This is a genomic window from Salibacterium halotolerans (assembly GCF_900115625.1).
In the GTDB taxonomy this organism is placed as follows: Bacteria; Bacillota; Bacilli; order Bacillales; family Marinococcaceae; genus Salibacterium; species Salibacterium halotolerans.
Map to the genome: position 1 here is coordinate 43,920 of NZ_FOXD01000019.1, position 19,612 is coordinate 63,531.

Sequence of the window (19,612 nt, forward strand, 5' to 3'; positions counted from 1 at the left end):
TTGTTATTCCATGCGGACCGCCTTTTCCTGGGCTGTCAGGCAGAGTTCCGCCGCTTTAAACGCATGAGCCTGCGTCATCGCGCGTTCGGTATGTTCCAGGCAGTCAAGAATCAGATTGTGATAGTAAGGAAAACCGACTTTTCCTGCCAGGGAATAATGCTTCTCTCCCGCCTGGTTCACAAGAAACAAGTGCTCGCCGTTTTCATCGTTGGTTATATCGATATTCTTGCGCAGTTCGATGAATCCTTCCGTGCCGAGAATGATCGTCCGGCCGTCCCCCCAGGAACGCAGACCGTCCGGCGTCAGCCAGTCGACGCGGAAATAACTCCCGGCTCCATTATCTCCTGTCAGAGTGGCATCCCCGAAGTCCTCCATTTCCGGGTAGTCTTTATTGGTGTAATTGGCCGTTCTGCTCGCCTGCACTTTTGCATCCCTGGCCCCGGTGAATGTCAGAAACTGTTCAATCTGATGACTGCCGATGTCACACAAAATCCCGCCGTACTGATCCTTTTTGAAAAACCATTCCGGACGCGCGGGAGCATTCAGGCGGTGAGGACCGGTGCCGATGACCTGAACGACACGGCCGACCGCTCCTTTATTGATAATCTGTTCCGCAAAGACAGCGCTTTCCACAGACACCCGTTCACTATAATTCACGGCCCATTTCAGCCCGGTCTCTGCGGTTTTCACCCGGGCTCTTTCCAACTGTTCCATCGTCGTAAACGGCGCTTTCGCCGTGAAAAAATGTTTGCCGGCATCCTGTACTTCAAGCCCCAAATCTCCGCGTTCGGATGTTATTGGCGCGGCGGCCACAAGCTGTACTTCCTCGTCCTCCAGAATCTCCGCTTTGGAAGATGCCGCCTGCACCTGTGGGAATTTCTCCTGAAACGCTTTCACTTTCTCCGTATCCGGGTCATATACCCATTTCACTTCAGCACCGGCCTGCTTAAGTTTTGCACACATGTTATTGATATGCCCGTGTTCCAGCCCGATGGCTGCGATTGTGAACTCTCCCGGTCCGGCAGCGGCTTCAGGCTTTGGCTCCGGTTCGAAATGAAGAGTGTCCGAATGATTCATCATACCCGATCTCTCCTTCTTTCCTTCACGAAGGTTATATAGTTGAATGCTACACTCTTTCCCAGTCGTTGTCTTATTAAAGAATTATCTGATTCTCAATTTCGGAAGCTTCTTTTCAACCTTCCTTTTTGTATTCGGAAGGCGTATGGCCGGTATGTTTTTTAAATACCTGGCTGAAATAGCGGGGATTGTTGCCGAAGCCGACTTTTTCTGCGACTTCAAACATTTTCACCTCCCCGGTTTGATTCATGAGGACTTTCGCTTTCTCCATCCGCTCTTTCATCAAATACGTGGAGAACTTCTCTCCGATTTCTTTTTTGAACAGTTTGCCGAGGTAATCCGAGTTCATGTAAAACACATCGGAGGCCATGCTTGAGATGGAAAGAGCCTCGTCATGCAGATGCTCTTTTGCGTACTCCATCACTTCTTTGACAAGCTGATTCTGGGTGTTTTTCTGCTGCTTGTAATTCGATTGGGCAATGCCAACCGCTGTATCTCTCAGAAACGTCTCCAATTCCGGAAGTGTGGTGAACGAATGAAACTTAGGCACATGATCAAATAACTGTTCCATGGAGGCACTGTCGGTCTGACGTATCAACGACATGTATAACTCCAGGCAGTGGGAGCGCAAGACCTGCACATCGAACCTGCATGCCCTGACAGCCTGAAAAAAATAGTCCAGGTACTCCGACACTTCGTCCTGATTACCGCTTCGCACCGCAATGAGAAGGGATTCGTGGTCCATCATCAGTCCTTTGAATGCATAGTTGTCGTGTTTTATATCTTCGGAGGTGATAATCCCGCCTTTTCCGAGATAAAACCGGTGCGACAGTCCTTCGAGAATCTCCTGATAGAGCAGATGAAGATCGGTGATGCCGCCTGTGCTCGTGACCGACGTCGTAAACGATGGCTGCTGCAGATTCTCCCAGTCTTCTTTCACTTGTTTGATATGATCAATGAGCGTCTCCACCCCGCTGTCCTCAACAAGCAGTACGATCCGGTCCGAAATAATCGCAGCAAGAAGAATGTCCTGACACTCCGCCATTTCTCTTGTCAGCATTTCTTTCAGCATAAACAGGGATTCGTACTCCACATCGTCATCCAGAACAAACCCGAGAAGGCGGAAGGCGTTCCACTGTTTCTCGAAGCCGAACAACTCCTGGTAGTACTTCCATTCTTTTATATCAAACTTTTTATTGATGATGAATTCGCGGAGAAACTGTTCCTTTGCCTTAGGGATGACGTTGTTCAGATGGTCTCTCATACTTTCTATGAACGCCTCTTTTTCCCCTGCCTGATCAAGTTCCTGCACGACTTCTGCCACGGCTTCTTCGATTTTTTCCTCATTGCTCGGCTTCAGCAGATAATGCTTCACCCCGCATTTCATCGCTGTTTTTGCAAACTCGAATTCATCGTAGCCCGAGAGTACAATAAACCGGACGTCCGGGAAGACGCCGTGCACCTTTTCAATGAGCTCAATGCCGTTTAAGCCGGGCATTTTAATATCGGTCAGCACGATATCCGGAGGATTTTTCTGAATCAAATCATACGCCTCCCGGCCGTTGGATGCTTTAACAGGTGCTTGCGTGCCGCATTTTTCCCAGTCCACCATGGAGGCGATACCTTCAAGAATGAACAATTCATCGTCCACGACCATTACCTCATACATCCTGCTCCCCCCTTATATAAGGCAGTGTAATCGTAACAACCGTTCCTCCTTCTTCTGCATTCTCAATCGTCACACCACCATCTTCTCCAAACATGAGATGAATCCTCTCGTTTATATTGTATAAGCCGATACCGGACCCTTTCGGCTTCACCACCCCGTCATGGATCTGGCGGATTTTCTTTTCATCGATGCCGGGGCCGCTGTCACGCACCATGACAGCAAGCGCCTCCTGCTTCCGGGCGATTGCCACACGGATGCTGCATGGATCCATCATTTCTTCCAGAGCGTGCTGAATGGCATTCTCCACAATTGGCTGAATCGTCAGTTTCGGGATGCTTAATTCCCCGGTCCCCGGTTCCTGATCGAGCGAAAACTGAAGCCGCTCCCCGTAACGGAACTTCTGGATGGTAATATAATTCTCCACGATTTCAAGCTCCTCCGACACCTGAATCATCGGCTTCTTTTTGCTGATAATATTACGCATCATGTTCCCCAAAGCTTCCGCCATCTGCGAAATTTGTGTCTTCTGCCTCATTTTTGCCATCCAATGAATCGAGTCCAGAGTGTTGTAAAGAAAATGCGGATTAATCTGCGACTGCAGCGCTTTATACTCCGTTTCCTTAATCACAAGCTGTTTCGTATAGTTCTCCTTGATCAAGTCGTTAATTTTATTCAGCATGATGTGAAAGTTGCGCTGCAGATCGCCGATTTCATCACGAAGATAAGCAGGTTCCCTGTTCTCCACCTGATCAAAATTACCCTGCTGCACTTTTTTCATCCGCCGGGTCAGCTCTTCAATTGGTCTTGAAATAGCTTTCGCCGACTGCCGGCTGATAAAGAGTGTAATAGCCGCCACCAGCACCGTATAACCGGCCATCAATTGATAAATCAAGCTCTTCTGGCTGTCTACGTCTTCAAACGGAAGCGTATTATAATATGTTAAATCATAATAGCGGGATGGTTCGTGCGTAACAAAAAATTCTTCATTGCCCACATCAGTCACAGCATAATTCCTTGTACCGGAGATACCAAGAAACGTATCAATAGTATCTGATTCGAATGTATCCGAGTGAAGAATTCCGCTCTCATTTGTGATGACAAAGCTTTTATCCGACGTGATGTTGAGGGTGCGGTTAATCATCGCCTCGAGGTCAATCATGGTAATCATATAGCCAAGGTGGTCGAGAGACAGATTTTCTTTTTTGCGTATCTCTCTGGCGGAGACGAGGACTTCTTCCTCCGGAAAACCCTTCCACACATTCCCTCCTCCCTCTTCTTCAATCCGGCTGATCAATTCCTCCATATTCAGATTAATATCCGGAGAGAATCCGGCATTAATGATATTGCCGTTTCCATCCACCACAAGCATAGAAGAGATGTAGGATTCCTGATTCAGGTACAGATTCAACCGGTTTATCAGTTCCATCCGTATCCGGTAAGCATTGTAATCATTATTGTCTGCATTCAGCTGTTCCATATGAAGCTGTATGGTTGGATTGGTAACAATCTGAAAAGTATAATCCTCCATGTTTTTCAACTCGTTATCGAGTACATTGGATGCCAGATGAAGGTTGCTTGCTGCTTCTTCATAAATCTTATTTTCGTAAATCTCCGATAATAAATAAAAAATAGAAAGTCCGATCACCCCGAAAACAGCCATCAATAGAAACGTAAGAGAAAACAGTTTGTTTCGTATTTTGGTGAACTGGTTAAAAATCGTGGTGGGGTGAAATAGTTTCAGCCACGTTTTTAATCGATGGAACCTGTGTCTGCGCCCTGTACCTATCCGAATCGACCCCCTCCCATCCGATGACATGCTGCCGGACATTGTTCTGCTGCTGCTTTTCTGTGTGTAAACGAGGCAGATGACCGTAATCAGTCCCGCCATCTCACCAATTGAAGCAGCTATTGCTCCATTTGCTCCATTCCATTCAGGGAAAGCGTTTACAAGAAAAAGCAGAACCAGACATACGACAACAATATTCACGGTCTGACTGACCATCATTCTCGGTGTCCTTCGTTCAAGCATGATAAATCCGTTGAAAAAGTCCACCCACGGAAACACGAGGACTTTCACGATGAAGAACTGCAGCACAATCAGTGTGGGACCAGCCAGTCCGGGTTCAGCCCCCATCACCACGTTCATGAACCACCCTCCGGCCGGAGTGAGCGTGACGGCGAGCAGCAGCAGTACCGGAATCACACTCAGGACGATCGTGAACGTCCATACTTTGGAATGATCCCTTTGATAAAATTGTAGCACAATTTGGTGGGTATACATAAAAAAACTCAGCAGAAATTGGGAAATCGTAAAGGCCAGCGCAAATGAAGCGATACTAAGTTCCATATCCCGGCTCTGGGCCAAAAAAATATAGACGAGCGGCTGCAGCATCGTCTGAAACAAAAAGTATACGACCATAGGGAGATAAAACGGCATGATTTCTTTTTTGTACAGGGACCAGCCGCTTTCCGGTGTTTTTTTCAGTATGACATGCCCTTTCCAGACGCTGAACGCACACTCGATACACATCCCTGTCAGGAAAATGACCGCACCAGCCATGCTCGTAATGCTGCCGGACGCCGTAAACCACCAGGCCATGAGAAACATGGCGGCGACTCTTACAATCACCCCGATCGTGAGCCATTTCGTCTGCAGATGCCGGATGATGACACCCTGATAGATACCCCGTATCCCTGAAAAAATAATGACAAACGTGATAACAAAGAAGGTGAGCGAAATCGTGTGGACCATATTTTCATCGGCATTAAACAACTGGATAAACATCCACGTTCCAAGCGGAGTGAAACTGATGATCATACTGATGGTCATCATGACAGCCGTCACATACAGGAACACGATAAACAGCGGCCGGAACATCTTTTTATCCCGGACAAGAGCGGAACTTGTCTGTCTGAATACAATCATCGGTTTTTCCACAATGCCGAACATCGAAAAGGCGACCGCATAACAGGCTACCATGAAGGCCGCATTGTCCGCCCTGCTCAGTGTACCGTTAATAATAATATGGGTCAGAGAGGTTAAGCTGGAGGAAATGCCGAGTGGAATAAAAAAAGCGGCAAGCGTCTTATACGTCAGGCTGGAACATTCCTTTCTCACGAAGCATCCCTTCTTCTATGGTTCTGGCTGCTGCAGACGGATGCCACTGCCGTCTGCATCCTTATTGTTTCTGCCTACCAATCTGCCGGCGGATGCCGCCAGAAACTGTTGAAAAATAACAGCCAGTACGACAGGAAGAGCGGCCGCCGGTGGAAAATAGGTGACAGCAATCGCGGCTCCGACTCCGGTGTTACGCATTCCTGTATTATACATGAGGCTGACTGCCGTGGCACGCGTCCACCCAAACAGCCTGGCGGACCAGAATCCGAGACCGTACGCCGCACAGGCGAGGAGAAACACAACGAAAAACAAAAAAATCAAACGCATCGACATCGTTTGAAAGTACGGGGCGGTGACCGCACTGTTTATCAAAATCACGAACAGCACTCCTATTTTGGAAAAAGGAGCAGCTGCGGCGCCGGCCTGACGGGCCCGTTTTTCGTTCATCCGGTTGAACAAAACAGCGGCCGCAGAAGGAACGACGACCATCCATAACAGTCCGAGCATAATCCCAGGAACATCCATCGCCACGTCGGTTCCAACGAAAATACCCAGTATGGAAGGGACAAGAAGCGGAGAAACCAGTGTATTGATAATAACGACAGCTACGGTCAATCCGGTATTGCCACCGAAGATGCCGCTCCACATAATAGTGATGACCCCCGTGGGGATGGAAAACGCCAAAACCAGTCCCGTAATGACAAGAATATCATCCATGAAAAGCAGAACCCCGGCGCCGTACGCAGCTGCAGGCATCACCACCTGCAGCAGGACCATGGCCGTAATAAGGGGCAGCGGCCGCAGAAAGGCTTCTTTCATCTGCTGCAGATTGAGCCGGAGGCAGCTGGAAAAGCTGATAAAAGCAAAAATCCATTTCACCCAGTCCGAAAGCACCTGTGCACCGGACAAGACCGTGATACCCAGCAGCAGGACGGCAGGAATCAAAAACGGCAGAGCTTTCTCGAGGTATTGGTTCACTTGTTGATACACAACATCCCTTCTTCCTGCAACATCGATCGTATATATCCCGGCTTTTATGTCCTGCCGTTTTATCTTACAGTCCTATCAGGCCGGCACGTGTTCATAAGAAGTACCGCCGGCTTTTTCCACCTGCATTTTTTTCAGAGACTGATAGACCAGCCACATGTTAATCTGGGCAAGCAGACTAACCCCGCAGATGGGAATGAATCCGGGAAACGAAATGAAAAAATAGTAGGCTGCGAGCAGCGAAATAATAATCAGTAACACATTGGCTATATTGAGGAAACTGAGCGCGATGGAATATTTAATATACTGAAAGAATCTCATTCTGTAATGGACGTACGTTGGGAAAATATAGAGCAGCATAAAGATAAAGACAATGCCGATAACGGTCATGAAGACGTTCAGTCCTGTGAACAAAGCACCATCATAGCTTCGGAAAAAGTTCAGGTTAAAATACCAGAGCAGTCCGAATCCGATTAATGAAAGCCCGAGACCATTGGCCTTGAAAAATTCTGCTTTGTAACTTTTCCAGAACGTCCGGAAAACTTTCACTTCCTCCTCGCCAAGACAGGTCCTGCGCGCCACGGAAAAGAGCGCCGCCGTGCTCGGACCGATACCAAAAACAACGCCGCCGAGCAGCGTACAGGCCGCCCACATCACGTTCAAGTAGAAAAAGTAACAAACCCAGCGGCAGAAAGAAATAATGAACATGAACAACAGACCGTCTTTTTTCACGTCAATCTCCCCCTTCCTTTATCCCACCGGCTGCAGTCAGCAGATCTTCCACCCGGACCGGTTGGTTCTCATGTGCTGATTTCCAGACTGCTTCCCCCGCTGCGACAGCAAGTGCGCCGTCCCTGCTTCCGGACAGAATAGTGTACTCGCGCTTCGGATTCTCCCCGAGAAAAATGTCTTCCTGAAGAACCGGATCACCCCCGCCGTGACCGCCTTCCCGCTCGACAACATGAATCGTCTCCTTGGAGCCAAAAAGGGGGAAATAGTCAATCGTCTGTTCCGGCACAGGGAAAGGAACACGCGACGGTGCATGATATTCCATCGTTTCCAGACGGCCTTCTGTGCCGTTAATGGCCAGACGGTAGCCTTCATAAGGCACGGAAAAATTCACCGAGTAGTTCAAAAGGGACCCGCCGCTGTATTTCACGACCGCCGTATACGTATCTTCAATCGAAATGTCCGAATCAAACACGCACTTATCCGGCCGGTATCCCGTATAGCCTTCCCTTTTTTTCATATCCGCGTTGATATGGTCATCCTCTACCGAAGCTGTGTTACTTCTTGTGTTCCACCGCATGTAATAAGGGCAGTCAAGCTTCACATCACACGTCGAACAGTGTCTGCCGTCTTCTTTCCGGGGATTGTGTACACTTTCACTGCCGTAATAATTCAAAGCGCCATACGCAAAAACCTCTTTGGGCTGCTGATCGAGCCACCAGTTCACAAGATCAAAATGGTGCGAACTTTTGTGGATGGACAATCCCCCGGAGTGTTCGCGGTACCGGTTCCAACGCTGAAAATAGGAGGACCCGTGGTAGGTGTCAATGTACCAGTTCAGATCCACCGACGTTACCCGTCCGATTTTTCCCGCGTCAATCAATTCTTTGATCTTCATGTGATACGGATTGTAACGGTAGTTGAACGTGACGTTGACGTGCCCTTTGCTTTCTTCTTCCGCTTCCATGATGCGCCGGCATTCATCCGCTGTGACTGCCATCGGTTTTTCCGAGATCACTTCCAGATCATTCTTGAGCCCCTGAACGATAAAATCCACATGCGTATCATCCCGGCTCGTCACAATAACCGCATCCGGTCGGACTTCTTCCACCATCCGGTCAAATTCCCCCGCGCCGAATGCAGGAACTTCAGCTGTCTCGGGATACTGCTCTCTGCACACGTCAAACCTCACCGCATCCACATCGAGCATTCCTGCCAATTGGCAGGAGTCCGAAAATGTCTTGAGCATCGGCTTGATAAACATCCCGAGTGCCCGGTTACTCATGCCGCAGACTACATATCGTTTCACATCACACACCTCATTCTGCTTTTTAAAGTAAACGGTTATCCCCTTTTATTGTAAGCGTTATCAAATGAAAGTCAATAAAAGGTTACCCTTTCAGGCCGCTGGTACTGATGCCGTCCACGATATAGCGCTGGAAGAAAAAGAAAATAAGAAAAATCGGCAGCAGACTTAATGTTGTCATGGCAAACAACGCGCCCCAGTTCGTCACCGCCTGCGGGTCCGAGAACAGTTTCAGCGCCAGTGAAACCGGGTACTTTTCCGGGGTCTGCAGATAGATAAGCGGTGCCATAAAGTCGTCCCAGCGCCAATAGAAAGAGAAGATGGTTGATGTCATCATCGCCGGAACAATCAAGGGAACGATAATGCGTATAAAAATCGAAATCGTGTTACAGCCGTCAATACGCGCCGCCTGATCGAGTTCCGGCGGAATCGTCCGGATAAACTGTATCATCAGAAAGATAAAGAACGGATACCCGAAAAAGGTCGGCAGAATGAGCGGAAGATACGTATCAATCAGTTCAAACCAGTTGAACATGATATACTGCGGGATCATCACCATTTCAAACGGAAGCATCATCGTCATAAGCATGAGAGCAAACCATACTTTCCGCCCCGTAAAATTAATCCTGGCAAATCCATATGCAGCTACCGCCGAGAAAATAATACTCCCTATGGTCGAAATACCCACGATAATAAAGGTGTTTTTGTAGAAAGTAGTAAAGGAAATTCCGGCAAAACCTTTCCATCCTTGCACATAGTTTGAGAATTCCCAGGACTGCGGAATGAGACTGTGGGCGTTCACAAACACATTCGAACTCTCTTTCAGGGAACTGGCCAGCATCCATATAAGAGGATAAAGCATAACCAGTGTAAACAGTCCCAGCAGCGTATGCTGTGTGATTTTTTTCAGTCGGTTCTTTGTTTTGTACGTCATGCGTTACACCCCCTGATATTACCCATCATAATGCACCCAGTAGTCGGAACTTTTGAAAATAATCGCTGTGAAAATACCAATGATCAAGAGCATCACCCAGGCAAGTGCAGACGCATAGCCCATATCAAAGAACTGGAAGGCCTGGCGGTACATGTACAGGACATACAGCAGGGTGCTGTTGATTGGCCCGCCCTCGGTAATGATAAAGGCCGGTGTAAACGCCATAAATCCGTGAATCACCTGCATGATGACGTTAAATAGAATAACCGGTGTCAACATTGGTATCGTAATCTTGAAAAACTTCTGCAGCGGTGTCGCGCCGTCCACTTCTGCGGCTTCATAATAAATACCAGGAATATTGCGGAGACCTGCCAGAAAGATAATCATCGATGACCCAAACTGCCAGCCGTAAAGAATAACAAGTGTCCAAATCGCTGTATTTGGATCCCCCAGCCAGGAATGGCCCGAAAGACCAATGCTCTCCAGCATGGAATTAATCGCACCGTCATTGCCGAACAATTGTCTCCACATAATCGATACGCCGATGCTCCCGCCGACGATGGACGGCAGATACAGGAGGGTCCGGTAAACACCAACCATTTCCACCACTCTGTTTAAAACAAGGGCGATCAACAGGGCAAAGATGAGCCTGAACGGTACAGCCGTTCCGGCATAGAAGAATGTAACTCTCATCGACTCCCAGAACACCGGATCATTTGTGAACATTTCTTTGTAATTCGCAAGCCCTGCCCACTGCGGTGTGCCGACAAGGTTAAAATCCGTGAAAGACAGATACAGTGAATACGCCATCGGAAACAGCATAAATGCTATTGTTCCGAAAATAAACGGACTAAGAAACAGATACCCCATCTTATTGTCTATATCTTTAACCGGTTTCTTTCTCTTCTTCGATGTGGGGTTGGGCTGCGGATTATTCTGAAACCTGGTGTCTTCTGTGTGTGCCTCCTGCATCTATGCCACTCCTTTCATCAGTAAATGAAAAGGGGTCCTGAACTTGTTTGGAGTACAGGACCCCTCCTTTTTCCCCTCTATTGCTCAGACAATATGGACTCTGCTTCATCTCTGAAGTGCTTTGCGCCTTCCTCCGGTGTCATTTCTCCGTACATGACCATTTCATCCGTGTCTTTCAGAGCCTGCAGTACTTCCGATGCAGATGGCGGGAAGTTGGTGTCAGGCGCTGAACTGTTTTCAGCTACGACATCCAGGTAGTCGAAAATTTTCTCCTGGGCTTCGCTTAAACCATTCTCTCTCAGTGCCTCCCGCACATCCGGTTTAATCGGAACGCCGCGGTCCCCTCCGATGACTTCAAATACTTCCACGGTGTTGGTGTAGAAATTGATGAAGTCCGCCGCCTGCTTTTTGTGCTTGGAGTTTTCCCCAATGGACCACAGCATGGACGGCTTCTGGAACATGCCCTGATCATTGTTTTTGCCAGGCAGCATGGCAATTTCAAGCGGTGTGCCAGCCGTCTGCTGCAATGTCTGGAACTGGTTCGACCAGTTCTTAATATGAATGGAAGTTTCGCCTCTTGTAATCAATTCATCTTCAAGTCCCTGAATCTGATCGACAACACTGTAATCCGGGCTTACTCCATTATCAATCTGCTGCTTCATCATCGAGAAATAATCGGCCAGGAGCTGATCATTTTCATAACCGAGCCCTGTACCATCTTCATTGAACAAGGACTCTCCTTTTTCGCGCAGGTAGTATTCAAAAAAGTTGTCAGGCTCTGTGTAACTCACGCCGTAATGACCGGTTGCTTCGGAAATCCCTGAGGTGATATCCAGATACTCCTGCCACGTCCAGTCATTGGACGGCATTTCAACATCTGTTCCTTCAAAATGCTTAGGATTATATGCCACCATCATAGCGTTGGTCCCGGTCGGTATCCCAACCTGGGTGCCGTTTACCTGGCCACTCTCGATGACCGTGTCATCCACCCCTTCCAGGTTGATGGTGCCGTCTTCAATAAACGGTCCGAGATCGGCAAGAAGTCCTTCGGCGGCATACTGGTTTACGTACTCTCCAAAGTTCTGCTGCATAATGTCCGGCAGATTGCCGCCGGATGCCTGGGCAGCCATCCGCTCAAAGTAACCGTCAAACCCGGAAAACTCCGTATTGATTGTGACGTTTGGATTCTGTTCTTCGTACATCGTAATAATCTCTTCTGTCATGTCGTGCCGGGTCTGCGATCCCCACCAGGACATTCTCAGTTCAATCTCGCCCTCGGAACTGCCTTCATCCGATCCGCCTCCGCTGTCCGAACTTCCACCGGAGCTGCCGGAGTCACTTCCGGCTTCCTGTCCCCCGCCGGTGCCGCTTCCGGCACAGGCAGCAATAAATACAATCATAAGAGCAGCACACAGCAGCAACCACACTTTTTTCAAATGCTTCACTCTCCCCTTCTTTAAATTTGAAAGCGCTTTCTGTTCATATAACCATGTTAGTGTATCCGTTTATATTTTGTAATAAAAAATTCAGACATTTATGTTCAAAAATCAGACACAACTGCTCAGGAGCTTTTTTAATCGTAAAGGCGTTTGGAAAAAGGGAAATCGTGGAACCGCTGCCGCTTCCGGCGTTGTACGTCTTAGGTTGGTATGGGTGCTGGTCGTGAGTGCGGTGGTATGGGATTAGTTGCTGGTGCGGGTATGGACACTATATGGACGGGGAGAGCGTATAGTATCCACCGACGCAGCTTCGGTGGACACTAATTTCTGATTTTCACCTGATAGTGGACAGACCTAAAACGCCCCGCTGTCATACAAGACATCCGGAGCGTTTTTCAATTATTTGGGATGAACGTATCCCTGCACCTTTATTGCGCAACAGTTTTCAGCAGCTGGTACAGGTTGGATTTGGCTTCGAAGCCGATGCCGGGTACGTCCGGGAGCGAAACGCGGCCGTTTTCGACCGGCTGGTTATCTGCGAAACCGCCGAATGGTTCAAATACGCCGGGATACGACTCGTTTCCGCCCAGTCCGAGTCCAGCCGCGATGTTCAGCGACATCTGATGGCCGCCGTGCGGAATGCAGTTACGCGGGGACCAGCCGTGTTCTTCGAGCATCAAAAGAATCCGGCGGTACTCCACGAGTCCGTAGCTAAGCGCGCAGTCAAACTGAAGGTAGTCTTTTTCCGGGCGCATCCCGCCGTAGCGGATCAGGTTTCTCGCATCCTGCATCGAAAACAGATTTTCCCCGGTTGCCATCGGGGGCGCATAGTGGTCAGCCAGTTCTTTCTGGAGTTCAAAATCAAGCGGGTCTCCCGCCTCTTCGTACCAGAACAGATGATACGGTTCCAGCGCTTTTGCGTAGCGCACCGCTGTCTCGAGATCAAAGCGGCCGTTGGCATCCACCGCAAGCGACTGCCCGTCCGGCACTACCTCGAGAACCGCCTCAATCCGGCGCAGGTCTTCTTCAAGCGAACTCCCGCCGATTTTCATTTTCACGACCGAGTAGCCGGAATCCAGATACTGCTTCATTTCTTCCTGAAGCGCATCATACCCTTTTCCCGGTTTGTAATAGCCGCCGGCGGCATAAACAAACACGCTGTCATCCGCCTGTCCGCCACGATACCGGTCCGCAAGCAGCTGATAAAGCGGCTTTTCCTCCATTTTGGCCACTGCGTCCCAGACCGCCATATCTATCGTGCCGACAGCCACCGAACGCTCCCCGTGGCCGCCCGGCTTTTCTCCTGTCATCAAAATGTCCCAGATTTTATACGGGTCCAGGTTCTCCCCCGTCTCATCCACCACGTCATCTGAATCAGCCTCAAGCAGCCGCGGAATAAACCGCTCATGAAGCAGGCCGCTCGGAGCGTACCTGCCGTTGGAGTTGAAACCGTAGCCGACCACCCGTTTTCCATCGCGTACAACATCAGTCACCACCGCCACAACGGAAGCTGTCATTTTACTGAAATCAATAAACGCGTTGCTTATATCGGATTTGATCGGGACAGCCTGTTCTTTTACATCTATGATTTTCAATATATTCAACTCCTTTTCCCGAAGTAAGTTCTCTACGTTTTCAACATAACATGAAAAGGCATTCTCTGCTGGAAAAAATATAAAAATCATAGCACATTCACCTAATTATCCTATCGTTTCACCTGACTATAAATAAGCAGGGCCGGACCGGAAGCCCATTCCCGATCCGGCCTTCTGCCTTTATTTTTTCACGCTGATAATAGTGCTGCCTTCCCACTGTTTTCCGGAAGCCAGTTCACCGTTGACTGTGACTTCTGTTTCCTTTCCTTCTTCAAGGACATCCGCCAGATCCTGACGGTCGAACTGTACTTTGTAGCTGCGGCTGCTTCCCGGCTGCTTCACCGGTTCCGCTTCACCATTGAGCCGGATCGAATCAAACTGTATCTCTTTGGCGTCATATTCTTCCGGCAGTTCAATATGAACGGTTGCCACACCGCCGCCTTTAACATTCAGGACAGGCGGAGTGAACCGGATGTCAGCTTCTACTGTTTCCGCATCTCCGTTTTCCTCAGGCGCAATGAACTCCAGGAAGTCTCCCCAGATGATATTTCCTTCTTCATCACGCTCATACGGAAGTTCCGGTTCAAGACTGGCAAAGTTGTCATCCGACAGTTCCGTTCCGGAAGCATTGTCCGATACTTCTCCGTCAAATAGATAGTTGGTATCCGATTCAAGATACTCCGGATAGTTGTCTGCCGTCTCATAATCTTTTTGATACGAGACAAAATGCTCAAGTTCAAATTCTTCTTCAATGTCATCATACGTTGATAAATTTAGGTTTTGGCCCGCGTTATTAAATGAGACATTGTCTTTTGCAATAATCGCGGGATTGCTGTTGCTCGTAAATCCAGCCGCGCCGTTATTGAAGGCAATACTGTTTTGGATCACATGCGGAACGTGTACTCCTTCGCCGCCGAGCTTAAATCCGTTCTTATCCCCGGTTCCTTCGGTGCCGTCCGTTAAAAAGCCGTTGTTATAGGCGATGCTGTTTTCAATCGTTACGGGGCCGATCGCTCCCGTTCCGACTTTCGTGTACAGATCCCAGCCGTCATCGATATTGTTATGGGCGATCGTCCCGCGGAACACATTGCCTTCCCCAGATGTCAGCTTGGCCGCAAATCCGTCCGCGTTGTTTTCCGACGGATCCCGGTTATCAAATGACGTGCTGTTCAGCACCAGGTTATGGGACGGCCATTCGGATTTATCGTCTTCTTCCGGATCCGTCCGACTGATCTGCATCCCTGTGTCACCGTGCTCATAAAACCGGCTGTTTTCCACAATGTTATGGTCGCCGCCGATGACAAAACCTTTCGTGTTGCCGGCGGAACGGGCAAAGTCAAGGCCTTCCACGTGCCAGTAATTACCGCTCAGCTCCACTCCTTTGGACTGCTTATCAAAATCAATGACCGGATCTGCGCCGGGAGCTGCTTTCAGCGTCTTCCTCGCATCTTCCGTACCATCATGATACTGTTCAATCAACAGCATCTCATCCCGGACATATTCCCCGTCTGTCACAAGAATCGTCTGTCCGGGGCTGACGAAATCAACGGCCGTATCGAGATCCACCGGATCCGTTTCTGTTCCTTCACCGGAAGCATCAGCGTCCGGAGCCACATAAATATCTCCTTCGAACGTCCGGTTGGTAACGGAAAAATTCGTTACGATCTCGTCATAGGATGTCAGCAGCTGCGTATCATCCGGCACAAACATAGAGGTGAAATTTGTATCCGTATTTTCCGGAAGCGTCGTTTCCATCACTTTCATTTCTCCGGCTGCCATTTCTTCCTGCTCCACGATCGTTTCCAGTCCCTGCTTCAATGTGACGGTGCCGTCCACGTTTGACTGGAGTCTGACACTATACTGTTCAGTTTCCGATGTTTCCTCCAGTGATATGACTTCGACCTCCGGTTCCACCGGTTCAGCAGGAGGTTCTACTTTCGGAGGGTCCGTTGCTGCTGCACTGACATTCATATCAATGTTTTCGACTACAATATCCGCCTTCCGGGCAGTGTAAAAGCCGACATACACTTTATCATCCTGGACATTCAGAATATCCGGCTCATACATAATTTCTTCTTCGCCGTTATTCAATGTTCCGGTATACCCGCTGTTCGTCTTGGACAATGTCAGGTGATAGTCCTCTTCCGGATACGTATTAGATGGTCCCGGTTTTTCATTTTCCAGCATGATTTTCTGAATGCCTTCACTGCCGGCGCCGTCTGAAGATTCTACGCCGGTCCGTACAAACAGCTGTGTGCCGTTTTCCTCCATCGTGCCGCCGCTGAAGCCGCCGACTGCGGCCATATTAGAGGCAAATACGCTCGTATTACCGTCTTCGCCAATGGCATCGCGGGCCATAATGCCGAACGATTCCTGGCCGTCATGCGGATCTTTGGCGTAATCGTTCACCTGAATATCGGCCGACAGTTCAAAGTTGTCTTCTTCTTCATCGATGACTGTATAGTAATAGGAAATCCCATCATGGTCGCCGGTAATCTTTCCTCCGCTCGGCCCCTCGGCTGTCAAAGCTGCAGAAGAACCATCTTCCATCACTTCAACATCGTTTGAATCACTACCGGCAGACTGGCCGAAAATGATGGAGTGCCATTCCGGATCGGAGGCTTCACGCACCGTTACTTCATAGGAGATAGATTCCATATGTTCCGGTGCAATCGTTATCTCATACGTTCCGGGAGTGGAACCATCAAATCCCGACGCTTCCACTGTGTACATTCCTTCATCCAGCACCTCTTCATCTCCGTTGTCATAAAGTCTCGATACTTCCAGTCCTTCGGCTGAGAAGGACTCACCGGTTTCAAAAGTTGTCTGTGGATAAGACATGATACCAAGTCCGGTCCCTTCTTTTTCCTTTACATTCACGTCAAAGGAAGCCGTTTCTCCTTTATGAGTGACCGTTATCTGCCGTTCTCCCGGAGTGGATGTGTCCAGTTCCGAAACCTCCAGGTCTTCCCGCATTAACCGGACATCGCTGCCGTCCTCGTATTCGGCATAGACCGTCAAGCCGTCCAGATCCAGTTCTTCCCCGAGAAAGTACGTTGTTTTTTCAGGAAGCTGCCGGATATCCAGACCGGTCAGCGCGGCATCCGATACGGTGATATCAAAAGATGTGGACACGTCCGGCTCGTCTGCCGCTTCTACGGTGACTGATTTTGTGCCTGCCTCTTCGAACGTATAATCTCCACCGGCCTGTTCCCCATCGATCAGCAGGCTGTATTCTTCCGGCGCCAGTTCCACCGACTGATAACCATCGTTATATTCACCGGTTACTATTAATCCTTCTGGATCAAAGGTATCTCCAAGATAATAGGAGGTTTCCGCCGGATGATACTTGATCTTCATTCCTGTCAGAGAGAGCTCTTCAATGGTAAGATCAAGTGCTTTTGTCACACCGTTATAACTTACAACCACTGTGTTTGTTCCGGCTTCACTGCTGTCAAAACCGGACACAATGTAATCGTCGGCCGATAGTTCTTCTATTGTACCATCAGCAAGAACGGCAGTTACCTGAAGTCCTTCTGTGTTCAGTTCTTCCCCCATTAAATAGTTCTTCTGCATGCTGCCGGCATTCAGTTCCAGTTCTGATACATCGCTGTCATTCACTTTTAGTTGAAAATCACTGAAGTTGACCACTGCTTCCCGCGCTGCATAAAAGCCGGCTGTCATCTCTCCGGAAAACATATCTTCTTCTGTCAGCGTCTGCGTGTCGCCGTTGGATTCCAGCAGGTACGTATCTCCTGATTTCTGAATTCGGAGGTCGAACGTTTCTCCCGGTGCAGGTGACTTACTATCAAAGGAGGCTGCATCTTCATAATCGTCGTCTCCTTTTTTATAGAATCCCTGCATCTCCCCGCCAAGTCCCCCGGCTGCCACATAGTTCGCTGTCTGTGTACTCGTATCACCATTCTCACCGGCTTCATCCCGGAGAATTACACCGAAGGAAACCTGACCGTCACCGCTGTTATAGCTTTCCACCGCAGCGGTTGCTTCCATCTCAAAGTTTGCGTCAGAGGGGAGCTGCTTGAAATAATACGACAAGCCTTCCGAACCACTTTCTATCTTCCCTCCTTCTGCCGTAATCGTCACCGATCCATCGTCTTCTATCACCGGATCGGGATTGGAAGCCTCCCCGGTATTGGAGCCGAACGTGCTGAACATCCATTCCCCGGTGTCTGTTTCATCCGCCAGCGTAGACAACGGTGAAAGTGCAAGCAGCAGTGACATCGATAATGCTGTCCCTTTTTTCACACCCTTCATGTTCACCTCTCCTTTTCGTGGTAAGTAAAAGTAAAACATGCCCCTCCTTTCAGAAACGTTAATAATAAATTGTAAGCGCATTCATAAAAAGTGTCAATTTTGTGACATATCCTGCGTTCCTTAATAAGTCATATTGTGAAACTTTGGGACTATGTGAAGGTACCCGGGGAGATGATTACGATGTTGAAATGTCAGATATGATATTTCAATTTTCCGACATTATTAATAAGATGGAATCATTTTGCGAAATGTCTGACATTATTTCATAAGTAATGGAGATAACATGCAGAAAAGGCTGGTGGTTTCTAAACGGAGGACAAAAGACAGTAAACCCGCATTTCGCTTTGTCCGTGTTCTCTTACCGCCATTTAGAAGACACTGCTCCACTAGTCTTGCAAAAAAAATTCCTAATAACCGGTTCGACGTTTTAAGCATTGGTTTCATCCATTAATGCTTGTCATGTGTCCACCTATCCAGTAACCGAGTAACCCAGGCCTCTTGTTTTTTCATATAGTCTATATCCAAACGGTCCCGGTGAATAAGAAACAACCGTCTTGCCCATTCATAATCTTCGCTGTATTCCGGATTTTCCGGGAAAGAAGCTAATGCGGATTCTAAACGGTGAACAATAATATCTTCAGCGCCGATGACATAAACATGCTTATCGTTTTCGAGTTTGAATTTTATTACTTTCTCCTGGCTGCCTTCCAAATGATTGCTCGGTATTTCCACAGCAATTTCCAATCCCCGGTGGTACCAATTTTTCCCTATTTTTTCGAACCCCAGTTTTTCGAGAAGCTCTCCCACGATGTCATACCCCGGTGTAATAAAATCAATATCACTGGTGGAATACTCGCCGCGGGAATATAATTCGACGGATAATCCTCCCACGATAATAGGACGCAGTCCTTTTTCTTCTAAATATTCCGTGATTAAAGAAGCGAACAACGTCATCTTATCGAGTTTGGGTTCAAGAACCAATTTTTTTAATTCATCGTTTAACGCCTCAATCGAACGCATAATAAAGCTCCTTTTTTCCCGTTCTTTGTATCTTCCCTTCCCGTTCTGCTCTTTTCCATTTTTCTATGCAAAGCTTGTCAAGGGTTTCGATTTCATCGTTAGAACGCTTTCTATATTTAAGACGCCGCCTCTTTATGCCCGATAGTTCTTTATTGACTTGATAATTCGCCTCTTTTTTATTGGCTTGAATAGATTTATTGAAGTTCTTTATATCTATTTCTTTCATGGTTTTCCCTTCTTTCCCTTTCATCTTTGGGTTAAGGATATTACAGGATGATGCTTCTTATTCATCTTTAGCGAGAAAACGTCCAGCCCTTAGCGTGGGCGGGCATCGTTTCCTTTATTATATCCATTATATCATTTATATTATCTTTTTTGGTTCGATAATAGGTTGAAGTATGCGTCAAGTTTTTCTCGGTCGTTCTGAAAGACTGCCGTTTTCAGCCCTCTATTTTTGTACACCGCGAATCTTCTACCGCGCTCCGCTTGCT

At 48.3% G+C, this 19,612-nt stretch carries 13 protein-coding genes; all 13 read right to left on the reverse strand.

Annotated features, from left to right (window positions below):
* Nucleotides 1-3: 3 nt before the first annotated feature.
* The 13 genes from BM124_RS14335 to BM124_RS14395 all read right to left on the reverse strand — a co-directional run bounded on the left by BM124_RS14335 (nucleotide 4) and on the right by BM124_RS14395 (nucleotide 19,371).
* Nucleotides 4-1,077 carry a Gfo/Idh/MocA family protein gene (locus BM124_RS14335; protein ID WP_093338560.1) on the reverse strand — a complete coding sequence of 358 codons (1,074 nt, stop codon included), beginning with the start codon at nucleotides 1,075-1,077 and terminating at the stop codon, nucleotides 4-6.
* Nucleotides 1,078-1,192: 115 nt separating this feature from the next.
* Complete coding sequence (locus BM124_RS14340; protein ID WP_093338533.1) at nucleotides 1,193-2,746, reverse strand: response regulator; 1,554 nt, start codon at nucleotides 2,744-2,746, stop codon at nucleotides 1,193-1,195.
* Nucleotides 2,739-5,864 (reverse strand): histidine kinase, encoded by a 3,126-nt coding sequence (locus tag BM124_RS14345; RefSeq protein ID WP_093338535.1) that lies wholly within the window; start codon nucleotides 5,862-5,864, stop codon nucleotides 2,739-2,741. The genes BM124_RS14340 and BM124_RS14345 overlap by 8 nt, the downstream gene beginning before the upstream one ends.
* A 15-nt stretch (nucleotides 5,865-5,879) precedes the next feature.
* Nucleotides 5,880-6,854: a bile acid:sodium symporter family protein gene (locus BM124_RS14350; RefSeq protein ID WP_093338537.1), complete on the reverse strand. Its 975-nt coding sequence runs from the start codon at nucleotides 6,852-6,854 to the stop codon at nucleotides 5,880-5,882.
* A gap of 75 nt (nucleotides 6,855-6,929) precedes the next feature.
* On the reverse strand, nucleotides 6,930-7,583 hold the full coding sequence (locus tag BM124_RS14355; RefSeq protein ID WP_093338538.1) for a YesL family protein: 654 nt from the start codon (nucleotides 7,581-7,583) through the stop codon (nucleotides 6,930-6,932).
* Between the two features lies 1 nt (nucleotide 7,584).
* On the reverse strand, nucleotides 7,585-8,889 hold the full coding sequence (locus tag BM124_RS14360; RefSeq protein ID WP_093338541.1) for a Gfo/Idh/MocA family protein: 1,305 nt from the start codon (nucleotides 8,887-8,889) through the stop codon (nucleotides 7,585-7,587).
* Between the two features lie 82 nt (nucleotides 8,890-8,971).
* Entirely contained in the window at nucleotides 8,972-9,820 is an 849-nt protein-coding gene (locus BM124_RS14365; RefSeq protein WP_093338542.1) for a carbohydrate ABC transporter permease, read from the reverse strand.
* Between the two features lie 18 nt (nucleotides 9,821-9,838).
* Nucleotides 9,839-10,690, reverse strand: a complete 852-nt coding sequence (locus BM124_RS14370; protein WP_244504353.1) for a carbohydrate ABC transporter permease — start codon at nucleotides 10,688-10,690, stop codon at nucleotides 9,839-9,841.
* A gap of 179 nt (nucleotides 10,691-10,869) precedes the next feature.
* On the reverse strand, nucleotides 10,870-12,219 hold the full coding sequence (locus tag BM124_RS14375) for an ABC transporter substrate-binding protein (RefSeq protein ID WP_244504354.1): 1,350 nt from the start codon (nucleotides 12,217-12,219) through the stop codon (nucleotides 10,870-10,872).
* A 440-nt stretch (nucleotides 12,220-12,659) separates the two neighbouring features.
* A complete protein-coding gene (locus BM124_RS14380; RefSeq protein WP_093338561.1) occupies nucleotides 12,660-13,826 on the reverse strand; it encodes a mandelate racemase/muconate lactonizing enzyme family protein in 1,167 nt (388 codons plus the stop codon).
* 180 nt (nucleotides 13,827-14,006) lie between these two features.
* A complete protein-coding gene (locus BM124_RS14385) occupies nucleotides 14,007-18,101 on the reverse strand; it encodes a bacterial Ig-like domain-containing protein (RefSeq protein ID WP_093338548.1) in 4,095 nt (1,364 codons plus the stop codon).
* 447 nt (nucleotides 18,102-18,548) lie between these two features.
* Complete coding sequence (locus BM124_RS14390) at nucleotides 18,549-19,121, reverse strand: nucleotidyltransferase (RefSeq protein WP_093338549.1); 573 nt, start codon at nucleotides 19,119-19,121, stop codon at nucleotides 18,549-18,551.
* The gene (locus BM124_RS14395) at nucleotides 19,108-19,371 is read right to left on the reverse strand and encodes a hypothetical protein (protein ID WP_212634969.1); all 264 of its coding nucleotides are present in this window, start codon (nucleotides 19,369-19,371) and stop codon (nucleotides 19,108-19,110) included. Before BM124_RS14395 ends, BM124_RS14390 begins: the two co-directional genes overlap by 14 nt.
* Nucleotides 19,372-19,612 lie beyond the last annotated feature (241 nt).

Excerpts from the sequence above, each read along its gene's own strand:
- BM124_RS14365 (WP_093338542.1), bottom strand. The coding sequence starts at position 9,820 with ATGACGTACAAAACAAAGAACCGACTGAAAAAAATCACACAGCATACG.
- BM124_RS14370 (WP_244504353.1), bottom strand. The coding sequence starts at position 10,690 with ATGGGGTATCTGTTTCTTAGTCCGTTTATTTTCGGAACAATAGCATTT.
- BM124_RS14335 (WP_093338560.1), bottom strand. The coding sequence starts at position 1,077 with ATGAATCATTCGGACACTCTTCATTTCGAACCGGAGCCAAAGCCTGAA.
- BM124_RS14390 (WP_093338549.1), bottom strand. The coding sequence starts at position 19,121 with ATGCGTTCGATTGAGGCGTTAAACGATGAATTAAAAAAATTGGTTCTT.
- BM124_RS14340 (WP_093338533.1), bottom strand. The coding sequence starts at position 2,746 with ATGTATGAGGTAATGGTCGTGGACGATGAATTGTTCATTCTTGAAGGT.
- BM124_RS14385 (WP_093338548.1), bottom strand. The coding sequence starts at position 18,101 with ATGAAGGGTGTGAAAAAAGGGACAGCATTATCGATGTCACTGCTGCTT.
- BM124_RS14395 (WP_212634969.1), bottom strand. The coding sequence starts at position 19,371 with ATGAAAGGGAAAGAAGGGAAAACCATGAAAGAAATAGATATAAAGAAC.